The 21,801-nt window shown below is 50.9% G+C and carries 22 protein-coding genes and 1 pseudogene; 21 read left to right on the top strand and 2 right to left on the bottom strand.

From position 1 onward, the window contains the following. Positions 1–8: 8 nt before the first annotated feature. The 12 genes and pseudogenes from hisC (at position 9) to JG50_RS0112260 (ending at position 10,385) form a co-directional block, all read left to right on the top strand. Positions 9–1,114: pseudogene (gene hisC / locus JG50_RS18300) on the top strand (histidinol-phosphate transaminase). Continuing rightward, entirely contained in the window at positions 1,107–2,234 is a 1,128-nt protein-coding gene (locus JG50_RS0112310) for a prephenate dehydrogenase (RefSeq protein WP_052154282.1), read from the top strand. Before hisC ends, JG50_RS0112310 begins: the two are co-directional and overlap by 8 nt. Continuing rightward, positions 2,231–3,544, top strand: coding sequence for a 3-phosphoshikimate 1-carboxyvinyltransferase (aroA, locus tag JG50_RS0112305; protein WP_033101420.1), 1,314 nt, complete (start codon positions 2,231–2,233; stop codon positions 3,542–3,544). Before JG50_RS0112310 ends, aroA begins: the two co-directional genes overlap by 4 nt. 153 nt (positions 3,545–3,697) lie before the next feature. After that, positions 3,698–4,186, top strand: coding sequence for a hypothetical protein (locus tag JG50_RS0112300; RefSeq protein WP_033101419.1), 489 nt, complete (start codon positions 3,698–3,700; stop codon positions 4,184–4,186). A 74-nt stretch (positions 4,187–4,260) separates the two neighbouring features. After that, positions 4,261–5,397 (top strand): hypothetical protein, encoded by a 1,137-nt coding sequence (locus tag JG50_RS0112295; protein ID WP_033101418.1) that lies wholly within the window; start codon positions 4,261–4,263, stop codon positions 5,395–5,397. A gap of 102 nt (positions 5,398–5,499) precedes the next feature. Continuing rightward, positions 5,500–6,045, top strand: a complete 546-nt coding sequence (locus JG50_RS0112290; RefSeq protein WP_033101417.1) for a ReoY family proteolytic degradation factor — start codon at positions 5,500–5,502, stop codon at positions 6,043–6,045. Between the two features lie 70 nt (positions 6,046–6,115). Further along, positions 6,116–6,583, top strand: a complete 468-nt coding sequence (locus JG50_RS0112285) for a DUF2487 family protein (protein WP_033101416.1) — start codon at positions 6,116–6,118, stop codon at positions 6,581–6,583. Positions 6,584–6,756: 173 nt separating this feature from the next. Continuing rightward, positions 6,757–7,254 (top strand): ubiquinol-cytochrome c reductase iron-sulfur subunit, encoded by a 498-nt coding sequence (locus tag JG50_RS0112280; RefSeq protein WP_033101415.1) that lies wholly within the window; start codon positions 6,757–6,759, stop codon positions 7,252–7,254. A 27-nt stretch (positions 7,255–7,281) separates the two neighbouring features. Continuing rightward, positions 7,282–7,953 (top strand): menaquinol-cytochrome c reductase cytochrome b subunit, encoded by a 672-nt coding sequence (gene qcrB / locus JG50_RS0112275; RefSeq protein WP_033101414.1) that lies wholly within the window; start codon positions 7,282–7,284, stop codon positions 7,951–7,953. 25 nt (positions 7,954–7,978) lie between these two features. Beyond that, the gene (locus JG50_RS0112270) at positions 7,979–8,767 is read left to right on the top strand and encodes a menaquinol-cytochrome c reductase cytochrome b/c subunit (protein ID WP_033101413.1); all 789 of its coding nucleotides are present in this window, start codon (positions 7,979–7,981) and stop codon (positions 8,765–8,767) included. A gap of 91 nt (positions 8,768–8,858) precedes the next feature. Continuing rightward, entirely contained in the window at positions 8,859–9,500 is a 642-nt protein-coding gene (locus tag JG50_RS0112265; protein WP_033101412.1) for a DUF1405 domain-containing protein, read from the top strand. A gap of 90 nt (positions 9,501–9,590) precedes the next feature. Next, the gene (locus JG50_RS0112260; RefSeq protein WP_033101411.1) at positions 9,591–10,385 is read left to right on the top strand and encodes a sporulation protein YpjB; all 795 of its coding nucleotides are present in this window, start codon (positions 9,591–9,593) and stop codon (positions 10,383–10,385) included. A 24-nt stretch (positions 10,386–10,409) separates the two neighbouring features. Here JG50_RS0112260 and rpiA read toward each other — a convergent pair whose 3' ends face one another. Further along, entirely contained in the window at positions 10,410–11,102 is a 693-nt protein-coding gene (gene rpiA, locus JG50_RS0112255) for a ribose-5-phosphate isomerase RpiA (RefSeq protein WP_033101410.1), read from the bottom strand. A 203-nt stretch (positions 11,103–11,305) separates the two neighbouring features. Here rpiA and JG50_RS0112250 point away from each other — a divergent pair, with 203 nt between their 5' ends. Next, positions 11,306–13,999 (top strand): phosphoenolpyruvate synthase, encoded by a 2,694-nt coding sequence (locus JG50_RS0112250; RefSeq protein ID WP_033101409.1) that lies wholly within the window; start codon positions 11,306–11,308, stop codon positions 13,997–13,999. 46 nt (positions 14,000–14,045) lie between these two features. Here JG50_RS0112250 and JG50_RS0112245 read toward each other — a convergent pair whose 3' ends face one another. Beyond that, a complete protein-coding gene (locus JG50_RS0112245; protein ID WP_033101408.1) occupies positions 14,046–14,927 on the bottom strand; it encodes a YitT family protein in 882 nt (293 codons plus the stop codon). Positions 14,928–15,080: 153 nt separating this feature from the next. Between JG50_RS0112245 and JG50_RS0112240 the strand changes: the two genes are divergently transcribed. From JG50_RS0112240 to JG50_RS0112205, 8 genes are read left to right on the top strand one after another with little or no spacing between them, the layout of a single operon-like run. Further along, on the top strand, positions 15,081–15,410 hold the full coding sequence (locus JG50_RS0112240; RefSeq protein ID WP_033101407.1) for a nucleotide pyrophosphohydrolase: 330 nt from the start codon (positions 15,081–15,083) through the stop codon (positions 15,408–15,410). A 25-nt stretch (positions 15,411–15,435) separates the two neighbouring features. Beyond that, positions 15,436–16,233, top strand: coding sequence for a 4-hydroxy-tetrahydrodipicolinate reductase (gene dapB / locus JG50_RS0112235; protein ID WP_033101406.1), 798 nt, complete (start codon positions 15,436–15,438; stop codon positions 16,231–16,233). Between the two features lie 15 nt (positions 16,234–16,248). Further along, positions 16,249–17,265 carry a 1-aminocyclopropane-1-carboxylate deaminase/D-cysteine desulfhydrase gene (locus JG50_RS0112230; RefSeq protein ID WP_052154281.1) on the top strand — a complete coding sequence of 339 codons (1,017 nt, stop codon included), beginning with the start codon at positions 16,249–16,251 and terminating at the stop codon, positions 17,263–17,265. Next, positions 17,240–17,647 carry a methylglyoxal synthase gene (locus tag JG50_RS0112225; RefSeq protein ID WP_033101405.1) on the top strand — a complete coding sequence of 136 codons (408 nt, stop codon included), beginning with the start codon at positions 17,240–17,242 and terminating at the stop codon, positions 17,645–17,647. Before JG50_RS0112230 ends, JG50_RS0112225 begins: the two co-directional genes overlap by 26 nt. A gap of 20 nt (positions 17,648–17,667) precedes the next feature. After that, a complete protein-coding gene (bshB1, locus tag JG50_RS0112220) occupies positions 17,668–18,381 on the top strand; it encodes a bacillithiol biosynthesis deacetylase BshB1 (RefSeq protein ID WP_033101404.1) in 714 nt (237 codons plus the stop codon). A gap of 18 nt (positions 18,382–18,399) precedes the next feature. After that, complete coding sequence (bshA, locus tag JG50_RS0112215) at positions 18,400–19,518, top strand: N-acetyl-alpha-D-glucosaminyl L-malate synthase BshA (RefSeq protein WP_033101403.1); 1,119 nt, start codon at positions 18,400–18,402, stop codon at positions 19,516–19,518. A 15-nt stretch (positions 19,519–19,533) separates the two neighbouring features. Continuing rightward, positions 19,534–20,763 (top strand): CCA tRNA nucleotidyltransferase, encoded by a 1,230-nt coding sequence (locus JG50_RS0112210; RefSeq protein WP_052154280.1) that lies wholly within the window; start codon positions 19,534–19,536, stop codon positions 20,761–20,763. Next, positions 20,741–21,736: a biotin--[acetyl-CoA-carboxylase] ligase gene (locus tag JG50_RS0112205; protein WP_033101402.1), complete on the top strand. Its 996-nt coding sequence runs from the start codon at positions 20,741–20,743 to the stop codon at positions 21,734–21,736. The genes JG50_RS0112210 and JG50_RS0112205 overlap by 23 nt, the downstream gene beginning before the upstream one ends. The last annotated feature ends 65 nt before the right edge of the window (positions 21,737–21,801 follow it).

Genomic DNA, 21,801 nt, shown 5'->3' with positions numbered 1-21,801 from the left:
ATCATGAGATGCAACCGAAGGCGACCGTCCGGGGATTGCCTGTTTACCAACCGGGTAAGCCCCTGGAAGAAGTAAAGAGAGAATTGGGATTGGAGGAAGTGATCAAACTGGCCTCCAATGAAAACCCGTTTGGTTGTTCACCAAAAGTTTGGCCTGCGCTGGGGAGCAAGGACGCTTTCACCTTTATCCCGAGGGCCTGGCTCCGGAACTGCGGGAGAAGCTGGCCGAGCATCTGGAAACGGACCCCCGCAGGATTATCTTCGGGAATGGTTCGGATGAAGTAGTGCAAATGATTGCCCGCGCTTATCTGGAACCGGGAACGGAGTCGGTGATGGCCGACCGCACATTCCCGCGCTATGAGACGGTGGTGCGGATCGAAGGGGCGACTCCGGTGAAAGTGCCGCTTAAAAACGGGGTGCATGACCTGGAGGGAATGTTGGAGGCGATCACTGAGAAAACGCGGGTCGTCTGGATTTGCAATCCCAACAATCCGACGGGGACCATTGTCTCCGGTGATGATCTGAGCGATTTTCTAGACCGGGTCCCGGAGCACGTGCTGGTTGTCATTGATGAAGCTTATTATGAGTACGTGACTGATCCGTCCTATCCTGATTCCTTATCCTTGCTTGATTACAATCCGCAGATCGTGGTCTTGCGCACGTTCTCCAAAATTTATGGGTTGGCGGCATTTCGCATCGGCTACGGTGTGGGCCATCCCGATGTGATTACCGAGCTCAACCGCGTTCGCGAGCCGTTTAATGTCAGCCGTCTGGCACAAACTGCAGCGATCGCCGCACTGGAAGATCAGTCGTTTGTCGTTTACTGCCGCAACCAGAACAGGCTCGGACTGAAAAAAATAACGGAGAAACTGGAGGAATGGGGGCTGGGCTATTACCCGGCACACGGGAACTTCCTGTTGATCGATACCGGTTTCCCGGCGGGCGAAGTGTTTGAGGCTCTCCTGCGTCAAGGGGTGATCGTGCGGTCGGGAGAAGCGCTTGACTTCCCGAGACACATTCGGGTAAGCATCGGAACACAGGAAGAGAACGAACGCTTTTTGCACAGCTTGGCCGAATTTCTGAAAAAGAAAGGAACGATTCCAAGCAATGCCTGAAAAAATAGCCGTACTCGGAATCGGGCTGATTGGCGGTTCATTGGCGTTGGGACTGAAAGAGCGAACAAATGTCACTGTGATTGGCTTTGACAGAAACGAGCAGGATTTGCAGTTTGCCAAAGCCATCGGGGCCATCGATGAAGGCACCACGAAGTTGGACGAAGCTGTCCGGGATGCGGATGTGGTCATCATCGCCCTTCCTGTCGGGAAAATCAAACAGACAATTGAAGAGCTGAACTTGTTGCCTTTGAAAGAAAACTGCATCGTGACCGATGTCGGCAGTACAAAAGCGGAAATAGTGCGCAGCGGCCGGAAGCTGAGCGGCCGCGGAATCACTTTTATCGGCGGCCATCCGATGGCGGGTTCACATCAATCGGGCATCAAGGCCGCCCGATCTTTATTGTTTGAAAATGCCTATTACGTCTTGACTCCGGAACCACACACATCCCTCGCCGCCGTCCAGAAATTGAGCCGTTTGCTCGCGCTTGCGACGAAAGCGGAACTGGTGATTATGGATCCTGTGCACCATGACCGCATTGTCGGTGCAATCAGCCATTTGCCTCATATTATCGCCGCCGGGCTGGTCAATATGGTGGGGGATTACAAAGAGGATAACGAATGGTTTCATCGTCTGGCGGCGGGCGGGTTTCGCGATTTGACCCGGATTGGGGCCAGCCATCCGATCATGTGGCGGGATGTGTTGCTCACCAACCGTGAAGAACTGATCAAATTGATGGATGACTGGATCGAGAGAATGGCAAGGGTGCGTTCAGCGATCATGGAAACGGATCCGGAGTGCATCGAACATTTTTTCACCCGTTCCCGGGCCATTCGCAGTAAGCTTCCCGACCGGAAAAAAGGAATACTGGAACGTCGTTACACCCTCTATGTCGACGTTCCCGACCGGCCGGGGATCATCGGAAAGGTGGCTACCCTGCTCGGTGAAAAAGAGATCAATATCAGCAACCTGGAAGTGATGGAAAACCGCGAAGAGATCCCCGGTGTGCTGAAATTGACCTTTAAACAGGAAAAACATTATCAAAACGCGATCATGGCATTGCGCGAGGCAAACTATGTCGTATTTGCAGAGGAAGAACGATTGGAGGAAGTCAGCGTATGATTCGTACATCGCGTCTTGGGCCGTTTCGATTGACGACGAAGGTTCCCGGCGATAAATCGATTTCCCACCGTTCCGTCATGTTTGGCTCGATCGCCGAAGGAGTCACGGAAATCGAAGGATTTTTACCGGGTGCGGATTGCTTGAGTACCATTCACTGTTTCCGTCAGATGGGGGTGGAGATTGAGCGGACATCTCCCACTTCCGTACGAGTCAAAGGAAAAGGTTTTGCAGGTCTGGCCGAGCCTCGTGTGCCGCTGGATGTCGGGAATTCAGGAACCACGATCCGGCTTCTGCTCGGCATTCTCGCCGGCAGTTCGATTTTTGCCACGCTGGTCGGGGACGAATCAATTGGCCGCCGTCCGATGGGACGAGTGGTAAAACCATTGCGCCGGATGGGAGCCGTGATTGACGGACGGAGAGATGGAAGCTATACACCGCTGGCAGTCCGGGGAAGCAAACTGACGGGGATTCGTTATGAAAGTCCGGTGGCCAGCGCACAGGTGAAATCGTGTCTGTTGCTGGCCGGTTTAAAAGCAGAAGGGATGACAACCGTCATCGAGCCAAGCCGTTCGCGTGACCATACGGAACGGATGTTGCCGGCGTTCGGTTGCCAGGTGGAGGTGCGCGACCGGGAAGTCTCCCTCGCCGGCGGACAGCATTTGTCCGCAGCAAGGGTACAAGTTCCCGGTGATATTTCTTCAGCCGCTTTTCTGCTGGCTGCAGCGCTGGTCGTTCCCGGGGCGGAGGTGACGATTGAGGATGTGGGACTCAATCCGACGCGGACGGGAATTTTAGATGCCCTGGCCATGATGGGGGCTAAAATTCAAATTGAAGAAACGGGCAGCTGGTGCAATGAGCCGGTGGGACGCGTGACGGTGACCGCCGGTGAGTTACAAGGTGCGACGATCGGTGGCGAACTGATTCCACGGCTCATCGATGAAATCCCGATCTTGGCCGTGGTCGCCACCCAGGCGAAGGGAACCACCGTCATTAAGGACGCTGAAGAACTGAAAGTGAAGGAAACCAATCGGATTGCGACGACGGTGAACGAACTCCGAAAATTGGGGGCCAAAATCGAGGAGACAGAAGACGGAATGATCATTGAAGGGCCGGTCGTTTTATCCGGGGGAAGATGTGACAGCCACGGCGACCACCGGATTGGCATGGCGATGGCTATTGCCGGGCTGGCGGCAGAACAGGAAGTGATTGTCGAGCATACGGAGGCCATCGATGTATCGTTTCCCAGATTTGTCAATAAAATCCATGAGATGGAATTAAATCAAATCAGAAAATTAGGAAAAACATATTGACCTTGTCCGACCTGCTTCGTATAATGGGAAATACAGTATGGTTTCTCTCCACTCCTATCCAATATTGTACGTCCTGTGCACACCGCCCTTGATCAGGGGCGGTTCTTTTTTTATGCGTTTTGTCATAATGGTGTGATGAGGTGGTGGTTGTCTATGATGAAGCGCTATCGGCGCATCGGGGCAGAAATTTTTTTGACTGTGGCGGTGGTGATCAGCTTAAAGCAATGGTTTTTTCCTTTTCTGATATCCTTGTGGTTTCATGATTCCCTTATTGCTGATATGGTCACAGAATGGACGGTTCTGATCGTCGGAGCGTTTACTTTTTTTATCTATCTGGGGCTTGGATCTTCCGCAAAACACGTCCATCATTTGCCGATGCGACAGTCGATTTTGGGATTCGTCATCTTCCATTTACCCTTATTGTTGGAAAATGCGCCGCTTGTTCAATCCTTTTGTCGCGATTGGAAAAATTTGCTCGGAGACCTGCTCGTATTATTTTTTCCTTGGCATTTTTTTAGTTCTCTCGAGATTTTTATGGTTTACCTGCTCCTCTTTCTGTTTGGCCGCGTGATTAAAATTACCGATTTGGACGAGGAGAGAGCAGGAATGAAAGAGGAACGGCTTCATCAATCGACTTTTTGACTTCCACCTGAGTCTATCTTCCTTTCGTTTCGTCCACAATAAGGATAACTAGCGACAGAAGGGAAGATCAGACTATGCGGATGGCGGACTGGCTTACATATACCGACATTGAACATTTGAAACAAATGAACCGCTATTACGGCTGCCAAAGCCGTGGGTCTCATTCCAAACGGGATTTAATCTGTTCGCTGCTGCAGATGATGGGAAAAAAGAACTACATAAAGGAAATGATTTTGAAGCTCACGACGGCGGAAAAGCTTTTTTTGGAACAGGTGGTTCTGGATCAAAGTCCCAGTTTTACAATGGAGGAATTGCTTGCCAAAGGGAGGGCGGCCCTGAGGGGAGAAGAGGGAGAACCGCGGAAGCTCATCGTAAGCGCATTGAAACGAGGTTGGTTGTTTCCCGGTTATTCACACCAAACGCAATATCTCTATCATGTGCCTTCCGACATGAGAGACCGGGTGTTGGATATTTTGGCTGAACCTTACAGAAACAGCAGGGATGTGCGGAAAACGCCTCCTTCCTTTTACCGGGACGAGAGCGGGCAAATCGTTGCAGATCTGTATCATTTTCTTGATTTTTTGGCGAAAGAGATCGTGCGGGTTACTGCCAGTGGTTCAATGTATAAACAACAGCAAAAACAGTTATTCAAAACTTTTTATATAGAAGAAAAACCTTTGGAACATAAAGGCCCCCGCTTCGGTTTCGGCAGATGTTATCACCTCTATCCTGATCGCTTCGCCTTTCTGTACGATTATGCCTTTTATCAGGGGTATTTTATCGAAAGTGAAGAAGGATATTTATGTTTAACAGATGCTGGTTCCGGGAAATTAAGAAGCAAAGAAGACCAAGGAAAACAAATGTTGCGTTTTTGGCTTCGGCTCTATCGCAAACCGATTCCGCATCTGCCCATGGTGGTCCGCTGGATCACTCTGCTCGGTTACCCGGGCTGGATTCGCACTGAAGCGGTTTATCAGGCGGTGGAGCCTTGGTTATCCCCTTATTTCTACGAGACGAAAGAGAGCCTGTTTCAGAAAATAGTGCAGATGCTGGTTCATCTCGGTGTTCTCGCGCTGGGATGGGATGAGGAAACTTCCTATGTTTCCTTGACTGCTTCGGGAATCAAATGGTTGAGGGGAATCGTTGCGTTTCGCGAACAGGCGATCGAGGACGGATTCATAAAAGAGGGTTCCGAAGCAGGAAATCAGTAAAAATGGGTCGAATCAATTATTACGGAAACAGAAACTTCACCCTTCTGGGAACATACAGTGAATCAACTTCAACTTTGCTTGTGTCTTAAGGGGTTGGGAAGGATGAAGAGCAAGGTCTCGGTGGCTGAGAAAAAGGAATTCATCCACTGGTTTTTGCAGAAATACGAACTGCAAAAAAAAGAAGCAGCATGGCTTCTCAGCTACCTGTCCTCAAGCGACGAACTTCTCAAACGCGTTCATTTTGTTGACCATGTTCGCCATCTGCCGAAATCGATGATGATTTCGACCAAGTGCAGCAAGATGGTTTCTTTTCGGTTTACGAAGAACAAGCGAGTAGGCGCTGATGTGGAAACCGCCTTTTACGATATTCGGACCTATCCGCATGAAGATTTATATATCGGCCTCTATTTTAAAGATCGGGCGAAATCACCCGAATATGCCGCGGTATTGGAGGTTAATCCCATGGAGAAACATGACTTGGTGCAAGATCACTTGCTAAGTCTGTTCGCGGAGATGCTTCTTGACCAGGCGGTAAAAGATTTCCAGCGGCGTGAATTGTATAAAAAGATTGATCATGCCCTTGAAGAACGGGACGAACAAGCGTTTTTACAGCTCAGCGAACAATGGATTAAAATACTGGAGTCCTGATGTCAGATTCGATATAATGCTCAGCAGAAGTTGCTGGGCATTTTTATTTTTCCGGAAAAGAGGGCAAAATATGAGATGGAAACGAATGAATGAGAACGAGTGGAAAGAAGTTGCAGCTTTTGTTGATACGCTCCTGATCCCGGTTCATTCCCTGACCCTGAGGGAGAAGGCGGTCGAAGCGGGGGACAGCCGTCTGGTCGAAGCGGTGGCGGAAGAGCTGGAAAAAAGTTTGACGGGGCGGATTCTGCTGCTCCCTTCAATTTCATATATTGGTCAAAATCCTGATGTATTTAAAGCCTACATCAGTGAAATAATAAGAGAGATGAATCAATCAGGATTCTATTATCTGGTGCTGATCGCCGGCCCGAATCAGGGTTTTTTGACCGACTTGCTGGAAGATGAACCGCCGGGCGGCTTCATTTCCACCGTCTGTCATGTCGTAAACCGTTCCGAAGGACAGCCCGCTGAAGAGGCATTGGAGTCGGAACACGGGGAACTCTTTGAAAAAGTACTAAATATGTGGCAAAATCATTCATAAATTTTCAAAAAAAAGTATTAATATTGTCGGCTTAAAGTCATGACAGTTTCTTGACTTTTAAGGAATTAATTCGCTATCATGGTATATGTCCTAGTAAAAGATAGGTGTTCTAGCATAATAAGATTCCGGTCCGAGTGGACGGTTCGAAAGCCGTATAGAAGGAGGTCGGACACGTGAGCAAAAAAGTTTCCCGCCGTCAGTTTTTGACCTACACGCTGGGTGGGACAGCCGGGTTTCTGGCTTCGGGAATGCTCTTTCCGATGGTTCGCTTCGCCATTGACCCAATTCTTAGAAAAGGGGAAAAAGGCAATTTTCATGACGTGAACCTGAAAGAGTCAGAAGTGACTGACATACCCAAACAAGTCAAGTTTACGGAGCATCGGAAAGATGGCTGGTATAATCCGCCAAAAGGGGAAACGTTGACGGCATGGGTGGTTCGGGTCAAGGGTGAGATCATCGCCCTGTCACCGATTTGCAAACATTTGGGCTGTACCGTCAACTGGAACAGCAACCCGATGTACAAAAATGAATTTTTCTGTCCATGCCACTTTGGCCGGTACTACAAGGATGGGACGAACGTACCCGGTACTCCTCCGCCAAAGCCGTTAGACCGCTATGAAGTAAAAGTGGAAAATGGAAGAGTGTTGATTGGACCACTGCAAAAAACTTAATCGCTCTGTGAAACGGAGGTGTAGCGAATGCTGCGCGCCATTTACGACTGGGTGGATGAACGATTGGATATTACGCCGCTATGGCGCGATGTCGCTGACCACGAAGTACCGGAACACGTCAACCCTGCCCATCATTTTTCAGCATTTATCTACTGCTTCGGGGGTTTGACTTTTTTTGTCGTCGTCATCCAGATCCTTTCCGGTATGTTCTTGGCCATGTACTATGTACCTGACATTGTAAACGCTCACGCCAGTGTCGCTTATTTGCAAAGTGAAGTGGCGATGGGGGCGATTGTAAGGGGAATGCACCACTGGGGAGCGAGTGTGGCGATCGTCATGCTTTTCTTACATACCCTGCGCGTGTTTTTTACCGGATCGTACAAACATCCCCGCGAATTCAACTGGCTTGTGGGCATGTTGATTTTTGGCGTGATGTTGGGGCTTGGTTTCACCGGTTACCTGCTGCCTTGGGACAATAAAGCTTATTTTGCGACCAAGGTAGGGGTGCAGATCGCCGCATCCGTTCCGGTGCTTGGTCCCTATATCGCTTCTTTTCTGCAAGGGGGCGATATCGTTGGTGCGCAAACGCTGGCACGTTTCTTCGCATTGCACGTGTTTTTCCTGCCGGCCGCATTGCTCGCACTGTTGGGCGTTCACTTTATCCTGATTCGTCGTCAGGGCATATCCGGACCACTATAAGGTCTACGCGTGAGGAGGGATCCACTTGGCACACCATTCCAATGGAAATGATAAACAAGTCCACTATGTGGGAGACTCGCGCGTTCGTGCAGACCGCAAGAAATTGTATCCAAAGGATTATGCTGAGTTTCCAGGTAAAACGGAAGCCTTCTTTCCTGACTTCCTTCTGAAAGAGTGGATGGTGGCGGCTGTTTTCCTCGTCGGGTTTATGACGTTGGTCATGTCGGAAGAACCTCCGCTCGGAGAACTGGCCGATCCCACCAATACCAGCTTTTTGCCGGTGCCTGACTGGTACTTCTTGTTTTTATACCAGTTGCTCAAGTATAAATGGGCATCGGGTCCGTTTGTCGTCATCGGTACCGTGCTCTTGCCTGGCATTGCTTTTTTGGCATTGATGCTGGTACCGTGGCTTGACCGCAGCAAAGAGCGGCGACCACTCAAACGGCCAATGGCTACAGGGATCATGATCGTCACCCTGATCGCTATTTGTGCTCTTACCTGGGCGGCCGAATACCAGCACGAACTGCAGTCGGAATCCGTACCGGGTCGCAAACCAAATGATACCACGGTTATAGGTTTAAATGAACAGGGATACAGGATTTACCAGAAAAATGCTTGTATCAAATGTCACGGGGATCATCTGCAGGGGTTAAACGGTCCCAGCTTGCTCGGAGTGGGCAATCGGCTTACCCATGATCAGATTAACCACATTATCGATCATGGCCGCGGTGCCATGCCTGCTGGGATGTTCCAAGGATCTCCGGCAGAAAAACAAGTATTGATCAATTGGCTGTTGCAGCAAAAACAGAAATAGTGGAGAGCAAACCTGGCCTATTCCTTTCCTGTGGCCAGGTTTTTTCTTCTCAGCTTGCAACATGGGTCGGAAGCAGAAAGGTGGCAGCAGGATGAAAAACTGGATCATACGTCTTTTGGAACAGAGATGGGTGTTGTGGAGTTTATTCATTGTCAACTTTCTGGGGACGATTTACGGTTTTTATTGGTACAAAAATCAACTGATGGATACGAGTCCCCGGATTTTGGATATATTTGTGCCGGACAGTCCGACAGCGAGCGGTTTTTTTACCCTGGTGCTGTTGGGATATTTATGTTCGCGGCGAAGTCCCCTGCTGGAGGCATTCGCTTCAATTACGTTGTTTAAATACGGAATTTGGGCGGTTGTGATGATCATCTGGGAAGGATGGCTCGATCCGCTGCCGTTTACAGAGGCGCTGTCCTGGCAGCATTGGATGTTGATGTTCTCCCACTTCGGAATGGCGATGGAAGGGTTGCTGTTTGTTCCGTTTTATACCTATAGGAGGCGGGAAATTCAAATTGTGGCAGCCTGGACATTGCTCAACGACCTGATGGATTATGGTTTGGATCTTCATCCGTGGTTGACCGCAGCCCTCGAAGTATATGATGACTGGGTCGGTCTGTTTACCGTACTTCTCAGTTTCACCTCGATATTGCTGTTTTCCGCGTTGTCGATGCTGGAAAGCAGCCGGCGCCGTAAAAACGAATCCCTTTTGTCTTCAGCCGGGAAATAACCGGCTTTTTTATTTTTGCGGGCATAACGGAATGAACAAGCTGAATAGGATGAGGTAAGGTGATCGGTGATTCAGAAAGGAGTGGGACCTTTGCGAACATTTTGGCTGACAGTGATCTTTGCCTGCCTGTTTCAAATGATGGTCCCTGCCGTTCATGCAACCGGCATGCGTTCTTTGGAGACTGAGGAGTGGTCGCGCCTTGCTAATCAAGTGGCCAAATGGGCCGGTGCCGGTGAATACATAAAGGCGAGAGACCAACTGTTGAAGTTGTCGGGCCGTTTTTCCAAAGCGGATTTTACCAAACTGAATTTGCGGATTGAGTCAATTCATGCTTTGGCGGAAGTGATCATGGAGATGGAGGGGGCGTTAAACCGGGTACAGCCAAACAGCAAGGAAATCGCGGATGCGGCTGCCCGCCTACAGCTGGCTTTTGATGCACTCACCCATCCCAATCAACCGATGTGGCAGCAATATTATCAGCCATTGAAAAAAGATCTGGATATGATTGACGAAGCGATCAGGATGAACGATCGTCATGCCGTGCAAGAGGGGGTCGACCAGTTTTATGAACATTATCAGATCATCCGGCCGGCGTTGATCGTGGCCAAAAGCCCTTTTACGATCAGCAAAGTCGATTCATTGGTCACTTTTTTGCGCAATCAAACGGAAATGGACAAACTGAAAATCGGGGTGACACAGCTTAAGAGTTTGCTCAATCCCCTTTTTTTCGGATCGGAACGGGATGTGATGGCGACCGTATATCGCTGGAATGAAGGTGATTTTTTCAAAGTGATTTTGTGGGTGAGCGGGTTGATCGCCAGTGTGCTCGGATTTGTCAGTTGGCGAAAGTACAGGGAAAACAGGGAGGCTTCTCCGTATGCGTGAGAAGAGCATGGAACTGCGCTTCTCTTAACGGTCTTGTTTTCGTTTGAGTATTTTGCACAGATTTTTTTCTCCCACCATGACTTCGTTGATTAAATCGATAAACAGTCCGTGTTCGACAATCCCGGGGATTCCGTTTAGCCAATCCGCCAATTCCGTCGGAGACTCAATCCGTCCGAGACGGAGGTCGAGAATCATGTTTTTTTCATCCGTGAGATACGGCTTTTTATCTTCGTTCAGACGGAGGGTTGCTTCGAGTCCATTCTTTGCCAATTTTTTAAGAACGTGTTTATAGGCAAAAGGTACTACTTCCACCGGGAGGGGAAAGCGGCCGATCTGGTTTGTCAGCTTGGTTGAATCGACGACGCAAATTACTTTCCGGGAGATCGTTGCGACAATTTTTTCATACAGAAGGGCTCCGCCACCCCCTTTAATGGCGTAAAAACGGGGATCGATTTCGTCGGCTCCGTCTATCGTGACATCGATCCGGGAGACATCATTGGCCGAAACCAGGGGAATGCCCAGAGATTTGGCCAGTTTTGTTGTGGCGGAAGAAGTGGAGACCGCTTCAATCTTCAGTCCTTTCTTCACCAGGGTACCCAGCCGTTTAATGGTGTAATACACAGTGGAGCCGGTTCCGAGCCCGACCACCATTCCGTCTTTTATGTAATCCGTCGCTTTTTCCCCGGCAATCTGTTTTTCCGATTTGCTGTGCTTCATTCTCCTTCCCTCCAATCCCTGAAAAATATGATGATCTTATTATGTGGCGGGGGAGATGGATTTATTTAGTGTATTGTTTCAGGCCAGACAAGGTGCAGGATTTTGGTCGGAGCGGATTTGAAGTGATGATGCAGTGGTAAAAACAAAAGACGGGCGGATGGAATAGTCTTAATTTTCTTTGGATGGAGGAGGAGTGATCCAAGATGGCCGGAGTTGTGATGCACTTGCATGAGATTGATCGTAGAAATCTCCCTGAAGTCGGAGGCAAAGCTGCCAACTTGGGTGAGTTGCTCAGAGCGGGGTTTCCGGTGCCTGAGGGATTTTGCATTACGACTGAAGCATACCGCCGCTTTATTGAAACTAGCGAGGATATGAAGCGGTTTTTTGATTCGCTTGATCGACTTCGGCCCGGTCAGCTTGAAGATGTGCGGATTATGGGCCGGCAGATTCGTGATCACTTGCAATCGCTTCCCATCCCTGCCGATCTTGAGGCAGAAATCATCGGGGCATGGGAACAATCGGGACAGGAGCATGCTTATGCGGTTCGCTCCAGTGCTACGGCTGAAGATCTTCCGACAGCCTCATTTGCCGGACAACAGGATACGATATTAAATGTGCAAGGCGCTGCCCGACTGCTCGAAGCTGTAAAAAGGTGCTGGGCATCGCTGTTTACAGACAGGGCCATCCTCTATCGGATTAAGAACGGTTTTGCTCACCGCACTGTCTTTTTGTCTGTAATGGTGCAAAAGATGGTCATGTCTGAGGTCTCCGGCATTTTATTTACTGCTGATCCGGTTTCCGGTCATCGTGGGACGATCTCCATCGAAGCCGGTTTTGGACTCGGTGAAGCGTTGGTCTCCGGTATTGTCTCAGCCGATCTTTATCAGGTCCGAAACGGAGAAATTGTGAAAAAGCAAATCAGTGAAAAGAACAAGGTGATTCTTCCCGCGCGAAATGGAGGGATGGAGGTCGTCGAACTCTCTCCCGAGCTGGGCAGGAAACAGGCTCTTTCCGATGAGCAAATTTTGAAACTGGCCGAGCTGGGCAAAAAGATTGAATGTCACTGCGGGGCAGCCCAGGATATCGAATGGGGATTGTCCGGTGACCGCTTTTTTGTCCTGCAAAGCCGGCCGATCACCACTCTTTTTCCTCTTCCTCCCCATCTTGACGGGCGCTTGCGTGTGTTTTGCTCGTTTGGCCACACCCAGATGATGACGGACGCGATGAAACCGCTGGCGCTTTCGGTTTGGCGGACGTTGATGCCATTAGGCAGGAGATCCGGGGATTCGCGTGGCAGGATGTTGGTGGAAGCAGGAGGCAGGCTTTATTTTGATCCAACGGAACTGATGTACTGGAAAGTATTTCGGAAAGGTTTGCCCCGGTCGCTCAAGAGCAATGATGAATTGATGAGCGATGCGCTCTCCCGTTTCCTTGCCCGTGAAGATTTTTTAAAGGAGGCCGCATTGTACCGTGCTTCCAAATGCAAGATGATTCCCCTGATCGGGATTTTTTATTTCAGCATGCTTAAAGGATATCCGAGGCTGATAAAAACGATGTTCAGCAAAAATCTGCAGGATGTGGCACGGAGGGCGGAAGCAGCAGTCGAGAAAGCCGTCGCCCGGTGCCAAAACGAGATTTTTTCCGTCAACGGACCGGAACGGATCAAGCGGATTCGAGCCAGGATCGCAAACTGGATATCGTTTTATGGACGTGAATTGGCTCCCGGACTGCTGGCGGCGTTCGTTGCGCAAAGAATGCTTTTGCATCTCGGCAAAAAGTGGCTGGGAGAGGATCAAGCAGAAAAGATCGCCGCTTTGAACAAATCGCTGCCCGGCAATGTGACGAGCGAAATGGGATTGATGATCGGTGATCTGGCTGATCTCCTGCGGCCGTATCCCCAGCTGGCCGCTTATCTTGACAGAGCGGAGGATCGCACGTTTTATGAAGGGCTGGTTCTGTTTCCGGGAGGTTCCGAATTTAAGAAAGAGTTGCACCGGTTTATGGAACGGTACGGTATGCGCTGTCCGGGGGAAATCGATCTGACGAGGAAGAGGTGGCGCGAATCGCCGACGATGCTCGTTCCCTCTATTTTAAGCCATATGCGCAGCAATGAACCGGGGGAACATCGAAAGAAATTCAACCGTGGCAAAAAGGAAGCGGAGGAGGCGGCACAGGAGATTCTGGCCTGCTTAAGGAAAAAACGGGGCGGATATTTGAAACGGAAGTGGATTTCCCGCCTGATCGCGGTCTATCGCAATCTGATGGGGCTTCGTGAACTTCCCAAGTATATGATCATCCGATGTTTTGATCATTACCGGCAAGCGATTCTGGAAGAGGGGCGGTTTTTGCGTGAAAGGGGAACAATCGAGCATGAAGAAGATCTTTTTTATCTGACCTTGGATGAAATCATCGCTCTGCTGGAAAACCGGTTGGAGGATGTCGCCCGGTTGATCGCCATGCGCAAACAGGAGTTTGCCCGATATGAAAAAATGACACCGCCGCGGGTGATGACCAGCGAAGGCGAAGTGATCACCGGCAGGAGAAGCGGTGTGCAGGTTCCTCCCGGCGCTTTGTCCGGAATTCCGGTATCCCCCGGCCTTGCTGAAGGCTATGTCAAGGTGGTGCGTAACCTGGAAGAAGGGAATCTGGAAAAAGGGGATATTCTCGTTGCTCCCTATACCGATCCGGGCTGGACCCCTTTGTTCCACTCCGCCAGAGCGCTGATCATGGAGGCCGGGGGATTGATGACTCATGGTTCCGTCGTGGCCAGGGAGTACGGGATTCCGGCTGTTGTCGGTATTGATCGTGCGACGGAGCGATTGAAAGACGGCCAGTTTGTTCGTGTGGATGGTACACAGGGGGTAGTGGAGATATTGGAGCAGCCGGCAAAAATATAATCCAGCTGAAAAAACCCGTTCCTGGACAGAAGGATCGGGTTTTTTCTTAACCGTTGTTGTTTTTTATGCCGCCGTTGCCAAAGGTAAATCCTTCCCCCAGAACATCCCGGGCATCATGGACAACCACAAAGGCTTGCGGATCGATTTTGTCGACAATCTGCTTTAATTTGGGAAGTTCATTCGGGGCGACGACGACATACAAAACCTCCCGGGTTTTGCCGGTATAACCGCCGCGGCCTTCGAGGATCGTAACTCCGCGGTTCATTATTTTGGTGATAAACCCGGCCAATTCCTGGGGTTTGTTGGAGATGATGGTGGCCGCTTTTGAGGCGCTCAAGCCTTCGATGACAAAGTCGATCACACGGGCGCTGATAAACACCGCGACCAGGGTGTACATCGCTTTTTCCCGACCGATGATGAAGATGGAGATAAAAATGGCGGTAAAGTCAAACAGGAACATGGTGCGGCCGACACTCCATCCCAGATACTTGTTGCCGAGCCGGGCGATGATATCCGCCCCGCCGGTGGTACCGCCAATCCGGAAGATCAGCCCCAGCCCGATTCCCGACAAAACTCCGGTATAAAGGGCGCACAGAAGTGTATCATGCGGCGGGGGACCCCAGATTTTCGGGAGATCCGTCGTCACTTCCAACATCAAGGAGACAGCCGCAATGCCGATGATCGTATAGATAAAGGTCTGTTTGCCAAACACTTTATAACCGATGAGCAAGAGGGGAATATTGAGGACGAAAATGACGATTCCGGGTGACCAACGGAACAAATAATAGGTGAGCAGGCCGATTCCCGTAAAACCACCTTCGGATAAATGGCTGGGAATGGTAAAGTAATTGATGGCGAATGAAAAGATGAGCGAACCGAGAAAAATGAGCAAAACGTTTCTGAAATGGTAAGTCAGCTTGTGTTTCATGGTTGACCCGCCCTTAACTGGAATCATGATTCTGCTATATTATACATTTCCAAAAATGCTTCATCAATGCACGATTTGGCATGATCCCGGGTGAAAGCATTGAGTTTATCCGAGGACTTCGGTAACATGATAGAATCGGGAGGGTGATGGCCGATGGAGAGTAAAACGCTGAAAGAAGTTCAGCAAGAAGTACATGAATATATCAGTCAGTTTAAAGAGGGATATTTCAAACCTCTGTCGATGTTGGCACGTATGACCGAAGAAGTGGGGGAATTGGCCCGGGAGGTAAACCACCTTTACGGGGAAAAGCCAAAAAAACCGGGGGAAGAGGAAAATACGATTGCCAATGAATTGGGAGATATCATCTTTATTGTGACCTGTTTTGCCAATTCGCTTGGAATTGATCTGGAACAGGCTTTTAATGAAGTGATGGAAAAATATCGGGTTCGCGATGCCAATCGGTGGACGCGGATCGAAGAATAACAGCATGAAGAGAGGTTCAGACATCATGGGAATTCGAGTCATCGTTGCGGGCGCAAATGGCCGGATGGGCCGGGAAGTCGTAAAAATGCTGTCCCAGCATGAGCATTTGCAACTGGTTGGTGCCGTATCCCGTTCCGAAGCGGGAAAAGATGTGGGGGAAACATTGGGGCTGGGCCGCTATGGCCTTTCGTTTACCTCTTCTGTTGCTGAGGTGCTGAATCAGACGAAAGCGGATGTGCTCGTTGATTTCACCACTCCCCATGTGGTGGCGGAGAATATGGAGCTGGCCATTCAGGCGGGTGTCCGTCCTGTCGTGGGCACTAGCGGCCTGCCGGAAAAAGAAATAGAGCGCCTGTCGTCCCTGTGCCAAAACAAGGGGATCGGTGCGATTATTGCTCCCAACTTTGCGATTGGTGCAGTTTTGATGATGATTTTCGCCAAGCAGGCGGCCAAATACATGCCGCATGTGGAGATTATCGAATCGCACCATGACCGCAAACTGGATGCCCCGTCGGGAACGGCCGTGAAAACGGCGGAGATGATTGTGCAGACGCGGGAAGAGATGAAGCAGGGACATCCGGAGGAAAAAGAGATCCTTGACGGAGCCCGCGGTGCATATTATCAGGGATTCCGCATTCACAGCGTCCGCCTGCCCGGCTTGGTCGCCCACCAGGAAGTGCTGTTCGGAGGAAACGGGCAATTGCTCACCCTGCGCCATGATTCATTAAACCGCGAATCCTTCATGCCGGGGGTTAAGCTGGCGATAGAAAAAGTGATCGAACTGGACAAGCTGGTTTATGGACTGGAAAATATTCTGGACTGATAAAGGAGAATAGCCGTGGTTGATTTTCCACGATTTCCGATTCTGTGGGGAGAAACGCCGCTGATGCCTCTCCCCCGCTTTGCCCGGGCGATCGGGGCGAAAAGCGTTTGGATAAAACGGGATGATCTCACCGGCTTCGCCTTTGGCGGCAACAAGTTGCGGAAGCTGGAGTTTTTGCTTGGCGAAGCGTTGGAGCAGGGATGCGATCTGATCATTACTGGGGGCAGCCTGCAATCCAACCATGCCCGGCTGACTATTGCCGCGGCCAATCGGGCAGGGCTGGACACCTGGCTTTGTTTTGCCGGAAGCCGATGGGGAAGCATTCAAGGGAATTTGCTGCTTGATCATCTGCTCGGAGCCACCTGCTTTTTAACCGGGGCGTACGGCTCGGAAGGACTGCTTCAGGCGATGGAAGAAAAGGCGGAAGAAGCGAGAGAACAAGGGAGAAAGCCTTATGTGATCCCTGTCGGCGGATCGACGGCAGTGGGGGATTACGGCTACGTCTTGGCATGGGACGAGCTTGAGCGTCAACGCAAGCAACAAAACCTGCCGCCGTTTGATGAAATCTATTTGCCGGCAGGAACCGGGGGAACGCTTGCCGGTCTTGCCTGCGGACAGGAACGTGATCCGGCCGGAACCCTTCTGGTGGGAATCAGCGTTTGGCTGTCAAAGGAGAAAGCTGAACAGGAAGTCAGGCACCTGGGTGACAATCTGATGCGGGAAATCGGGGAAGCAGGTGAGTTTTCCCTTCAGTCGGTTCGGATTTTGGATGACTATATCGGACGAAAATATGGAGTCCCTTCAGAGGAGGGAAATGAAGCGATACGCCTTCTGGCACAAACGGAGGGGGTGTGTCTCGACCCGGTCTATACGGGTAAAGCATTGGCAGGATTGATTGACCAGGTAAAAAACAGAGACGCCTCGGATAAAAATTTGTTGTTCTGGCATACAGGCGGCACACCCGCTCTCTTTACGCACGCATCTTCTTTGCAGGGGGGAAGATCAGTTGAACATCGCCTTGATTGCCCATGATAAGAAAAAAGAAGATATGATCCGGTTTTGCATCGCTTATGAAACGTTTTTGAAGCCGCACCGGCTGTATGCGACAGGCACCACCGGAACGAAGATTATGGAAGCGACGGAACTGAAAGTGCATCGTTTTTTGTCCGGTCCCTTGGGCGGTGATCAGCAGATCGGGGCGTTGGTGGCGCAAAATGAGATGGATTTTATTGTTTTTTTTCGCGACCCATTGACAGCGCAGCCGCATGAACCGGATATCCTGGCGCTTTTGCGATTGGCCGATGTTCATGACATTCCTGTCGCGACCAATCTGGCGACGGCGGAAATCATGATTCGGGCGATTGAACAAGGGGAATTAAACTGGCGCAACTACGTGAGAAAGAATCAGAGTTGATGAAGAAAAGAGGAGTCGAAATGAACGAGAGCATAGATATCTTGGCATTTGGAGCTCATCCGGATGATGCGGAGATCGGGATTGGCGGAATCCTGGCTAAGCACGCGGAAAACGGGTTCTCGGTGGCAGTTTGCCATCTGACCGAGGCGGAGCTTTCTTCCAACGGCACAGTGGAAAGACGGAGGGAAGAAGCGAAAGCTGCAGCGGAGATTCTGGGGATTTCCCGGTCGATCCAGTTGGGTTTTCCCGATCGGGGCCTCCGTGGAAGTGAGGAGCAGATTTTAAAAATGACCCAGGTGATCCGGCAATTAAAGCCCCGGGTGGTCCTGGCTCCGTACTGGGAAGACCGGCATCCCGATCATGTCGCTTGCAGCCGGATGGTGAAAGAGGCGGTTTTTGATGCGGCCATTCGGATGAAACAGACACCGGGTGGAGAATCGGCTCACCGGGTTGACCAGGTTTTTTATTATTTTATCAACAATGTACATAAGGCTGATCTGATTGTTGATGTAACCGATGTTTACGAACGCAAACAGCAAGCGCTTTTGGCTTATAAAAGCCAGTTTGACCCCAATGAGGGTGAGGTGAAGACACCGCTGAACAGCCCTACTTATCTGGCCATGATCCGCGGCCGCGATCAGTTGTGGGGACATCAGATCGGCGCATTGTATGGGGAAGCATTGGTGAGTGCCGGCCCGCTCAAACAAACATTGTTGATTCCTCAGGAAAAATGATGAAGGAGGGGGGGCCCCATGCGTATTGGAATTACTTGTTATCCTTCCCACGGCGGTTCCGGAGTGGTCGCTACGGAGCTGGGAAAATTGCTGGCCGAAAGGGGGCATGATATCCACTTTATCACGTATGACATGCCGTTCCGGTTGGGAAAGTTCATGCAGAATATCCGATATCACGGCGTAGAAGCAAACCGCTATGCGGTGTTTAAATATCCTCCGTATGATTTGGCACTTGCCAGCCGGATGGCACAAGTGGCGAAAACATACGAGCTTGATTTGTTGCACGTCCATTATGCGGTTCCCCATGCCATTGCGGCCGTATTGGCCAAGCAGATGGTGGGAGAGCATCTCAAAGTTGTGACGACATTGCATGGTACGGATATTACCGTCCTGGGAGAAGATCCCTCTCTCAGGGATGTGATTTGTTTCGGCATCAATAAAAGTGATGCGGTGACGGCGGTATCGCAAAGTTTGGTCAAACAGACTTATGAGCTGTTTTGTTCCGACCGGCCCATCGATTGCATATACAATTTTGTCGATACCCGGATTTACTATCCGCGCGATGTCGCTCATATTTGCGAAAAGTACGGGGCACCGCATGAAAAAATCTTGCTCCATATTTCCAACTTTCGCCCCGTTAAGCGCCCTCTCGATGTCATAGAGGTGTTTTACAAGGTGCAGCAAGAGATTCCCGCACGGCTGCTGTTGGTCGGAGAAGGACCTGAATTGCCGAAAGTGATTCAAAAAGTGGAGGATCTCGGGCTGACGGATCGTGTCATCTTTCTGGGGAAACAGGATGAAGTGGCCGCATTGATTTCATTGGCGGATTTGCTGTTGCTTCCGTCGGAGAAAGAAAGCTTTGGCCTGGTTGCACTGGAAGCGATGGCCTGCGGTGTCCCGACGGTCGCATCCAACGCGGGCGGGATTCCCGAAGTGGTGGAACATGAAGTGACCGGTTTTCTGGCTGATCCGGGGGACACCGACAGCATGTCGCGTTTTGCCATCAGGCTGCTTCGCGATGAACGGTTGTATCAATCGTTTTCGGAAGCGGGCCTGGCCCGGGTGCGGGAGAAATTTTGCGGTTTGAAGATCGTTGAGCAATATGAACAGATTTATTACCGCCTCCTGGAGAAATAAGCGGGAGGATCGAGGATGGACACAAGAAAAGCGGCAGCGTTAAGCGTGATGGAACAATTGGAGAAATCCGGATTTCAGGCATACCTGGTGGGCGGATGCGTAAGGGATGAAATGCTGGGCATTTCCCCGCAGGATTATGATATTGCGACCGATGCCGTTCCCGATCAGGTGCAAAACCTGTTTCCGCGAACCATTCCCACCGGTTTGAAACACGGAACGGTCACCGTGGTTGAACAGGGAATTCCGCTGGAAGTCACCACGTTCCGGATTGAAGAAGCATATCTGGATCGGCGGCGCCCCAGCCAGGTGCGTTTCGTTTCCTCGTTGAAACAAGATTTGGCCCGTCGCGATTTTACCATAAACGCGATGGCGAAAAACCGTCGGGGACAGGTGATTGATTATTTTTCCGGAAAAGAAGATCTCCTGGTCGGAAGGATCCGCACCGTGGGCAATCCGCGTGATCGCTTTCGGGAAGATGCGCTGCGCATGCTTCGGGCCGTGCGGTTTGTCGCGCAATTCGGGTTTGCGTTGGAAGAGGAAACCCGGCGGGCGCTGATCGCGTTACGGTCGGAGTGCTTTCATCTCTCAGTGGAACGCGTGGTGCAGGAACTGGAGAAGATGTGGAAAGCCGTCTCTCCTTCCGCCGGGGTAAGAGAATTGTTTTCGACTGACCTGCTTCGCGCTTTGCCCCCGTTTTGCCGGTGGGATCTGCAATCTTTCCCGCCGGATCAAGCGGCATCTTTTGACCACACATCCGATCGGATCGTTCGCTGGGCTTATCTTCTTTGGTTGTGCCAAACAGATGAAGCCTGCTTGGGAAGACGGCTGAAAGCGTTGAAGTTGCCCACCCGTGATCAGAAACAGATATCGGTTTGTTTCAGGTTGATGTTGGCGGGAGAATGGACGGCAACCGATCCGGTCTATTGGAAACGGCAGCTTCTGCGCCATGGGCTGGATTCCGTCCGACGATCCGGCCAATTGAGGAGACTCGTCGGGAAAATCATGGACAAAGATCTGACAGAGACCAGGTTTCAGGACTGGTGGAACGAAATGCCGGTGAAGGAGCGAAGGGAGTTGGCCTTGGGCGGGGAGGAGCTCATTCGTTATTCGGGGAAAAAGGCGGGGCCATGGGTCGGACAGGTGTTAAACAATCTTTATGAACAGGTGGCACTTGGCTTGTTGCCAAATGATAAAAATGCTTTGCTGGAGGAAGGGTACAAAATTGGAAAAGTCGATTCGCAATGAATTGATTTCACTGTTGATCAACAATTACGATCAATTTATCTCGGGTGAGGAGATCAGCCGCCGGGTGGGTTGCAGCCGTGCGGCCATCTGGAAGCATATTGAGGAGCTCAGGCATGAAGGGTATGAGATTGAAGCCCGCCCGCGCAGCGGTTACCGGCTCATTTACCGACCGGATCGGATTGCGCCGGAAGAGATCCTGCCTTATTTGCATACGGATCGATTCGGCCGGGAAATGCGCTATGAGCCGACCACTCCTTCCACGCAAGTCATCGCTCATCAATGGGCGCGCGAAGGGGCGCCGGAAGGAGCGCTCGTGATCGCCGAAGAGCAAAAACAAGGAAGGGGGAGATTGGGACGGACCTGGCACTCCCCCCCGCAGACAGGAATTTGGATGAGCTTGATTTTGCGCCCGCCCATTCCCTTGACGGATGCTTCCCATCTCACCCTGCTCGCTTCCGTCGGAGTACGGGAAGGGATGTACCGCGTCACCGGCCTGCCGATCCGCATTAAGTGGCCCAACGATTTGCTGATTGACGGGAAAAAGGTGTGCGGGATCTTGACCGAACTCAGGGGAGAGCAGGACAGGGTTCACTATGTGATTTTGGGAATCGGCATCAATGTGAACGCTGATGTGAATCAGTGGCCGGATGACATTAAGGATGTTGCCACATCCCTGGCGAAAGAAAAGGGAACAAAAATACACCGTCCTCCGTTGGTCGCTGCCATTTTGGAGGAATTGGAGCAAATTTATGACCGCTATTTGCGCGAAGGATTTTCCTTTATTCGGGAGAAATGGGAAGAAACAGCCGGAATGCTGAGCCAAACCATCACCGCCAGAACGACACAGGGATCCGTAACCGGCGTCGCGATGCGGTTAAATGAACAAGGAGCTTTACTGATCCGCACCGCTACGGGAATCACGCCCGTTTACTCAGCAGAGGTCGAATGGGACGCAGGAGGGAATCGTTCGTAAAAAGAAGCTGGGAGCGATGCCACTCCAGAAAGAAAGTATCGGCAAGCGGACAGGGGACGCCACCG

It is taken from the genome of Thermoactinomyces daqus, assembly GCF_000763315.1.
Classification (GTDB): domain Bacteria; phylum Bacillota; class Bacilli; order Thermoactinomycetales; family Thermoactinomycetaceae; genus Thermoactinomyces_A; species Thermoactinomyces_A daqus.
The sequence above is the reverse complement of the archived record's forward strand: the minus strand, read 5'-3'. Positions and strand labels throughout refer to the sequence as shown.

Excerpts from the sequence above, each read along its gene's own strand:
- bshA (WP_033101403.1), top strand. The coding sequence starts at position 18,400 with ATGCGTATTGGAATTACTTGTTATCCTTCCCACGGCGGTTCCGGAGTG.
- dapB (WP_033101406.1), top strand. The coding sequence starts at position 15,436 with ATGGGAATTCGAGTCATCGTTGCGGGCGCAAATGGCCGGATGGGCCGG.
- JG50_RS0112300 (WP_033101419.1), top strand. The coding sequence starts at position 3,698 with ATGATGAAGCGCTATCGGCGCATCGGGGCAGAAATTTTTTTGACTGTG.
- JG50_RS0112265 (WP_033101412.1), top strand. The coding sequence starts at position 8,859 with ATGAAAAACTGGATCATACGTCTTTTGGAACAGAGATGGGTGTTGTGG.
- JG50_RS0112310 (WP_052154282.1), top strand. The coding sequence starts at position 1,107 with ATGCCTGAAAAAATAGCCGTACTCGGAATCGGGCTGATTGGCGGTTCA.
- JG50_RS0112245 (WP_033101408.1), bottom strand. The coding sequence starts at position 14,927 with ATGAAACACAAGCTGACTTACCATTTCAGAAACGTTTTGCTCATTTTT.
- JG50_RS0112240 (WP_033101407.1), top strand. The coding sequence starts at position 15,081 with ATGGAGAGTAAAACGCTGAAAGAAGTTCAGCAAGAAGTACATGAATAT.
- JG50_RS0112210 (WP_052154280.1), top strand. The coding sequence starts at position 19,534 with ATGGACACAAGAAAAGCGGCAGCGTTAAGCGTGATGGAACAATTGGAG.
- JG50_RS0112290 (WP_033101417.1), top strand. The coding sequence starts at position 5,500 with ATGAAGAGCAAGGTCTCGGTGGCTGAGAAAAAGGAATTCATCCACTGG.
- JG50_RS0112285 (WP_033101416.1), top strand. The coding sequence starts at position 6,116 with ATGAGATGGAAACGAATGAATGAGAACGAGTGGAAAGAAGTTGCAGCT.
- JG50_RS0112250 (WP_033101409.1), top strand. The coding sequence starts at position 11,306 with ATGGCCGGAGTTGTGATGCACTTGCATGAGATTGATCGTAGAAATCTC.
- qcrB (WP_033101414.1), top strand. The coding sequence starts at position 7,282 with ATGCTGCGCGCCATTTACGACTGGGTGGATGAACGATTGGATATTACG.
- bshB1 (WP_033101404.1), top strand. The coding sequence starts at position 17,668 with ATGAACGAGAGCATAGATATCTTGGCATTTGGAGCTCATCCGGATGAT.
- JG50_RS0112295 (WP_033101418.1), top strand. The coding sequence starts at position 4,261 with ATGCGGATGGCGGACTGGCTTACATATACCGACATTGAACATTTGAAA.
- rpiA (WP_033101410.1), bottom strand. The coding sequence starts at position 11,102 with ATGAAGCACAGCAAATCGGAAAAACAGATTGCCGGGGAAAAAGCGACG.
- aroA (WP_033101420.1), top strand. The coding sequence starts at position 2,231 with ATGATTCGTACATCGCGTCTTGGGCCGTTTCGATTGACGACGAAGGTT.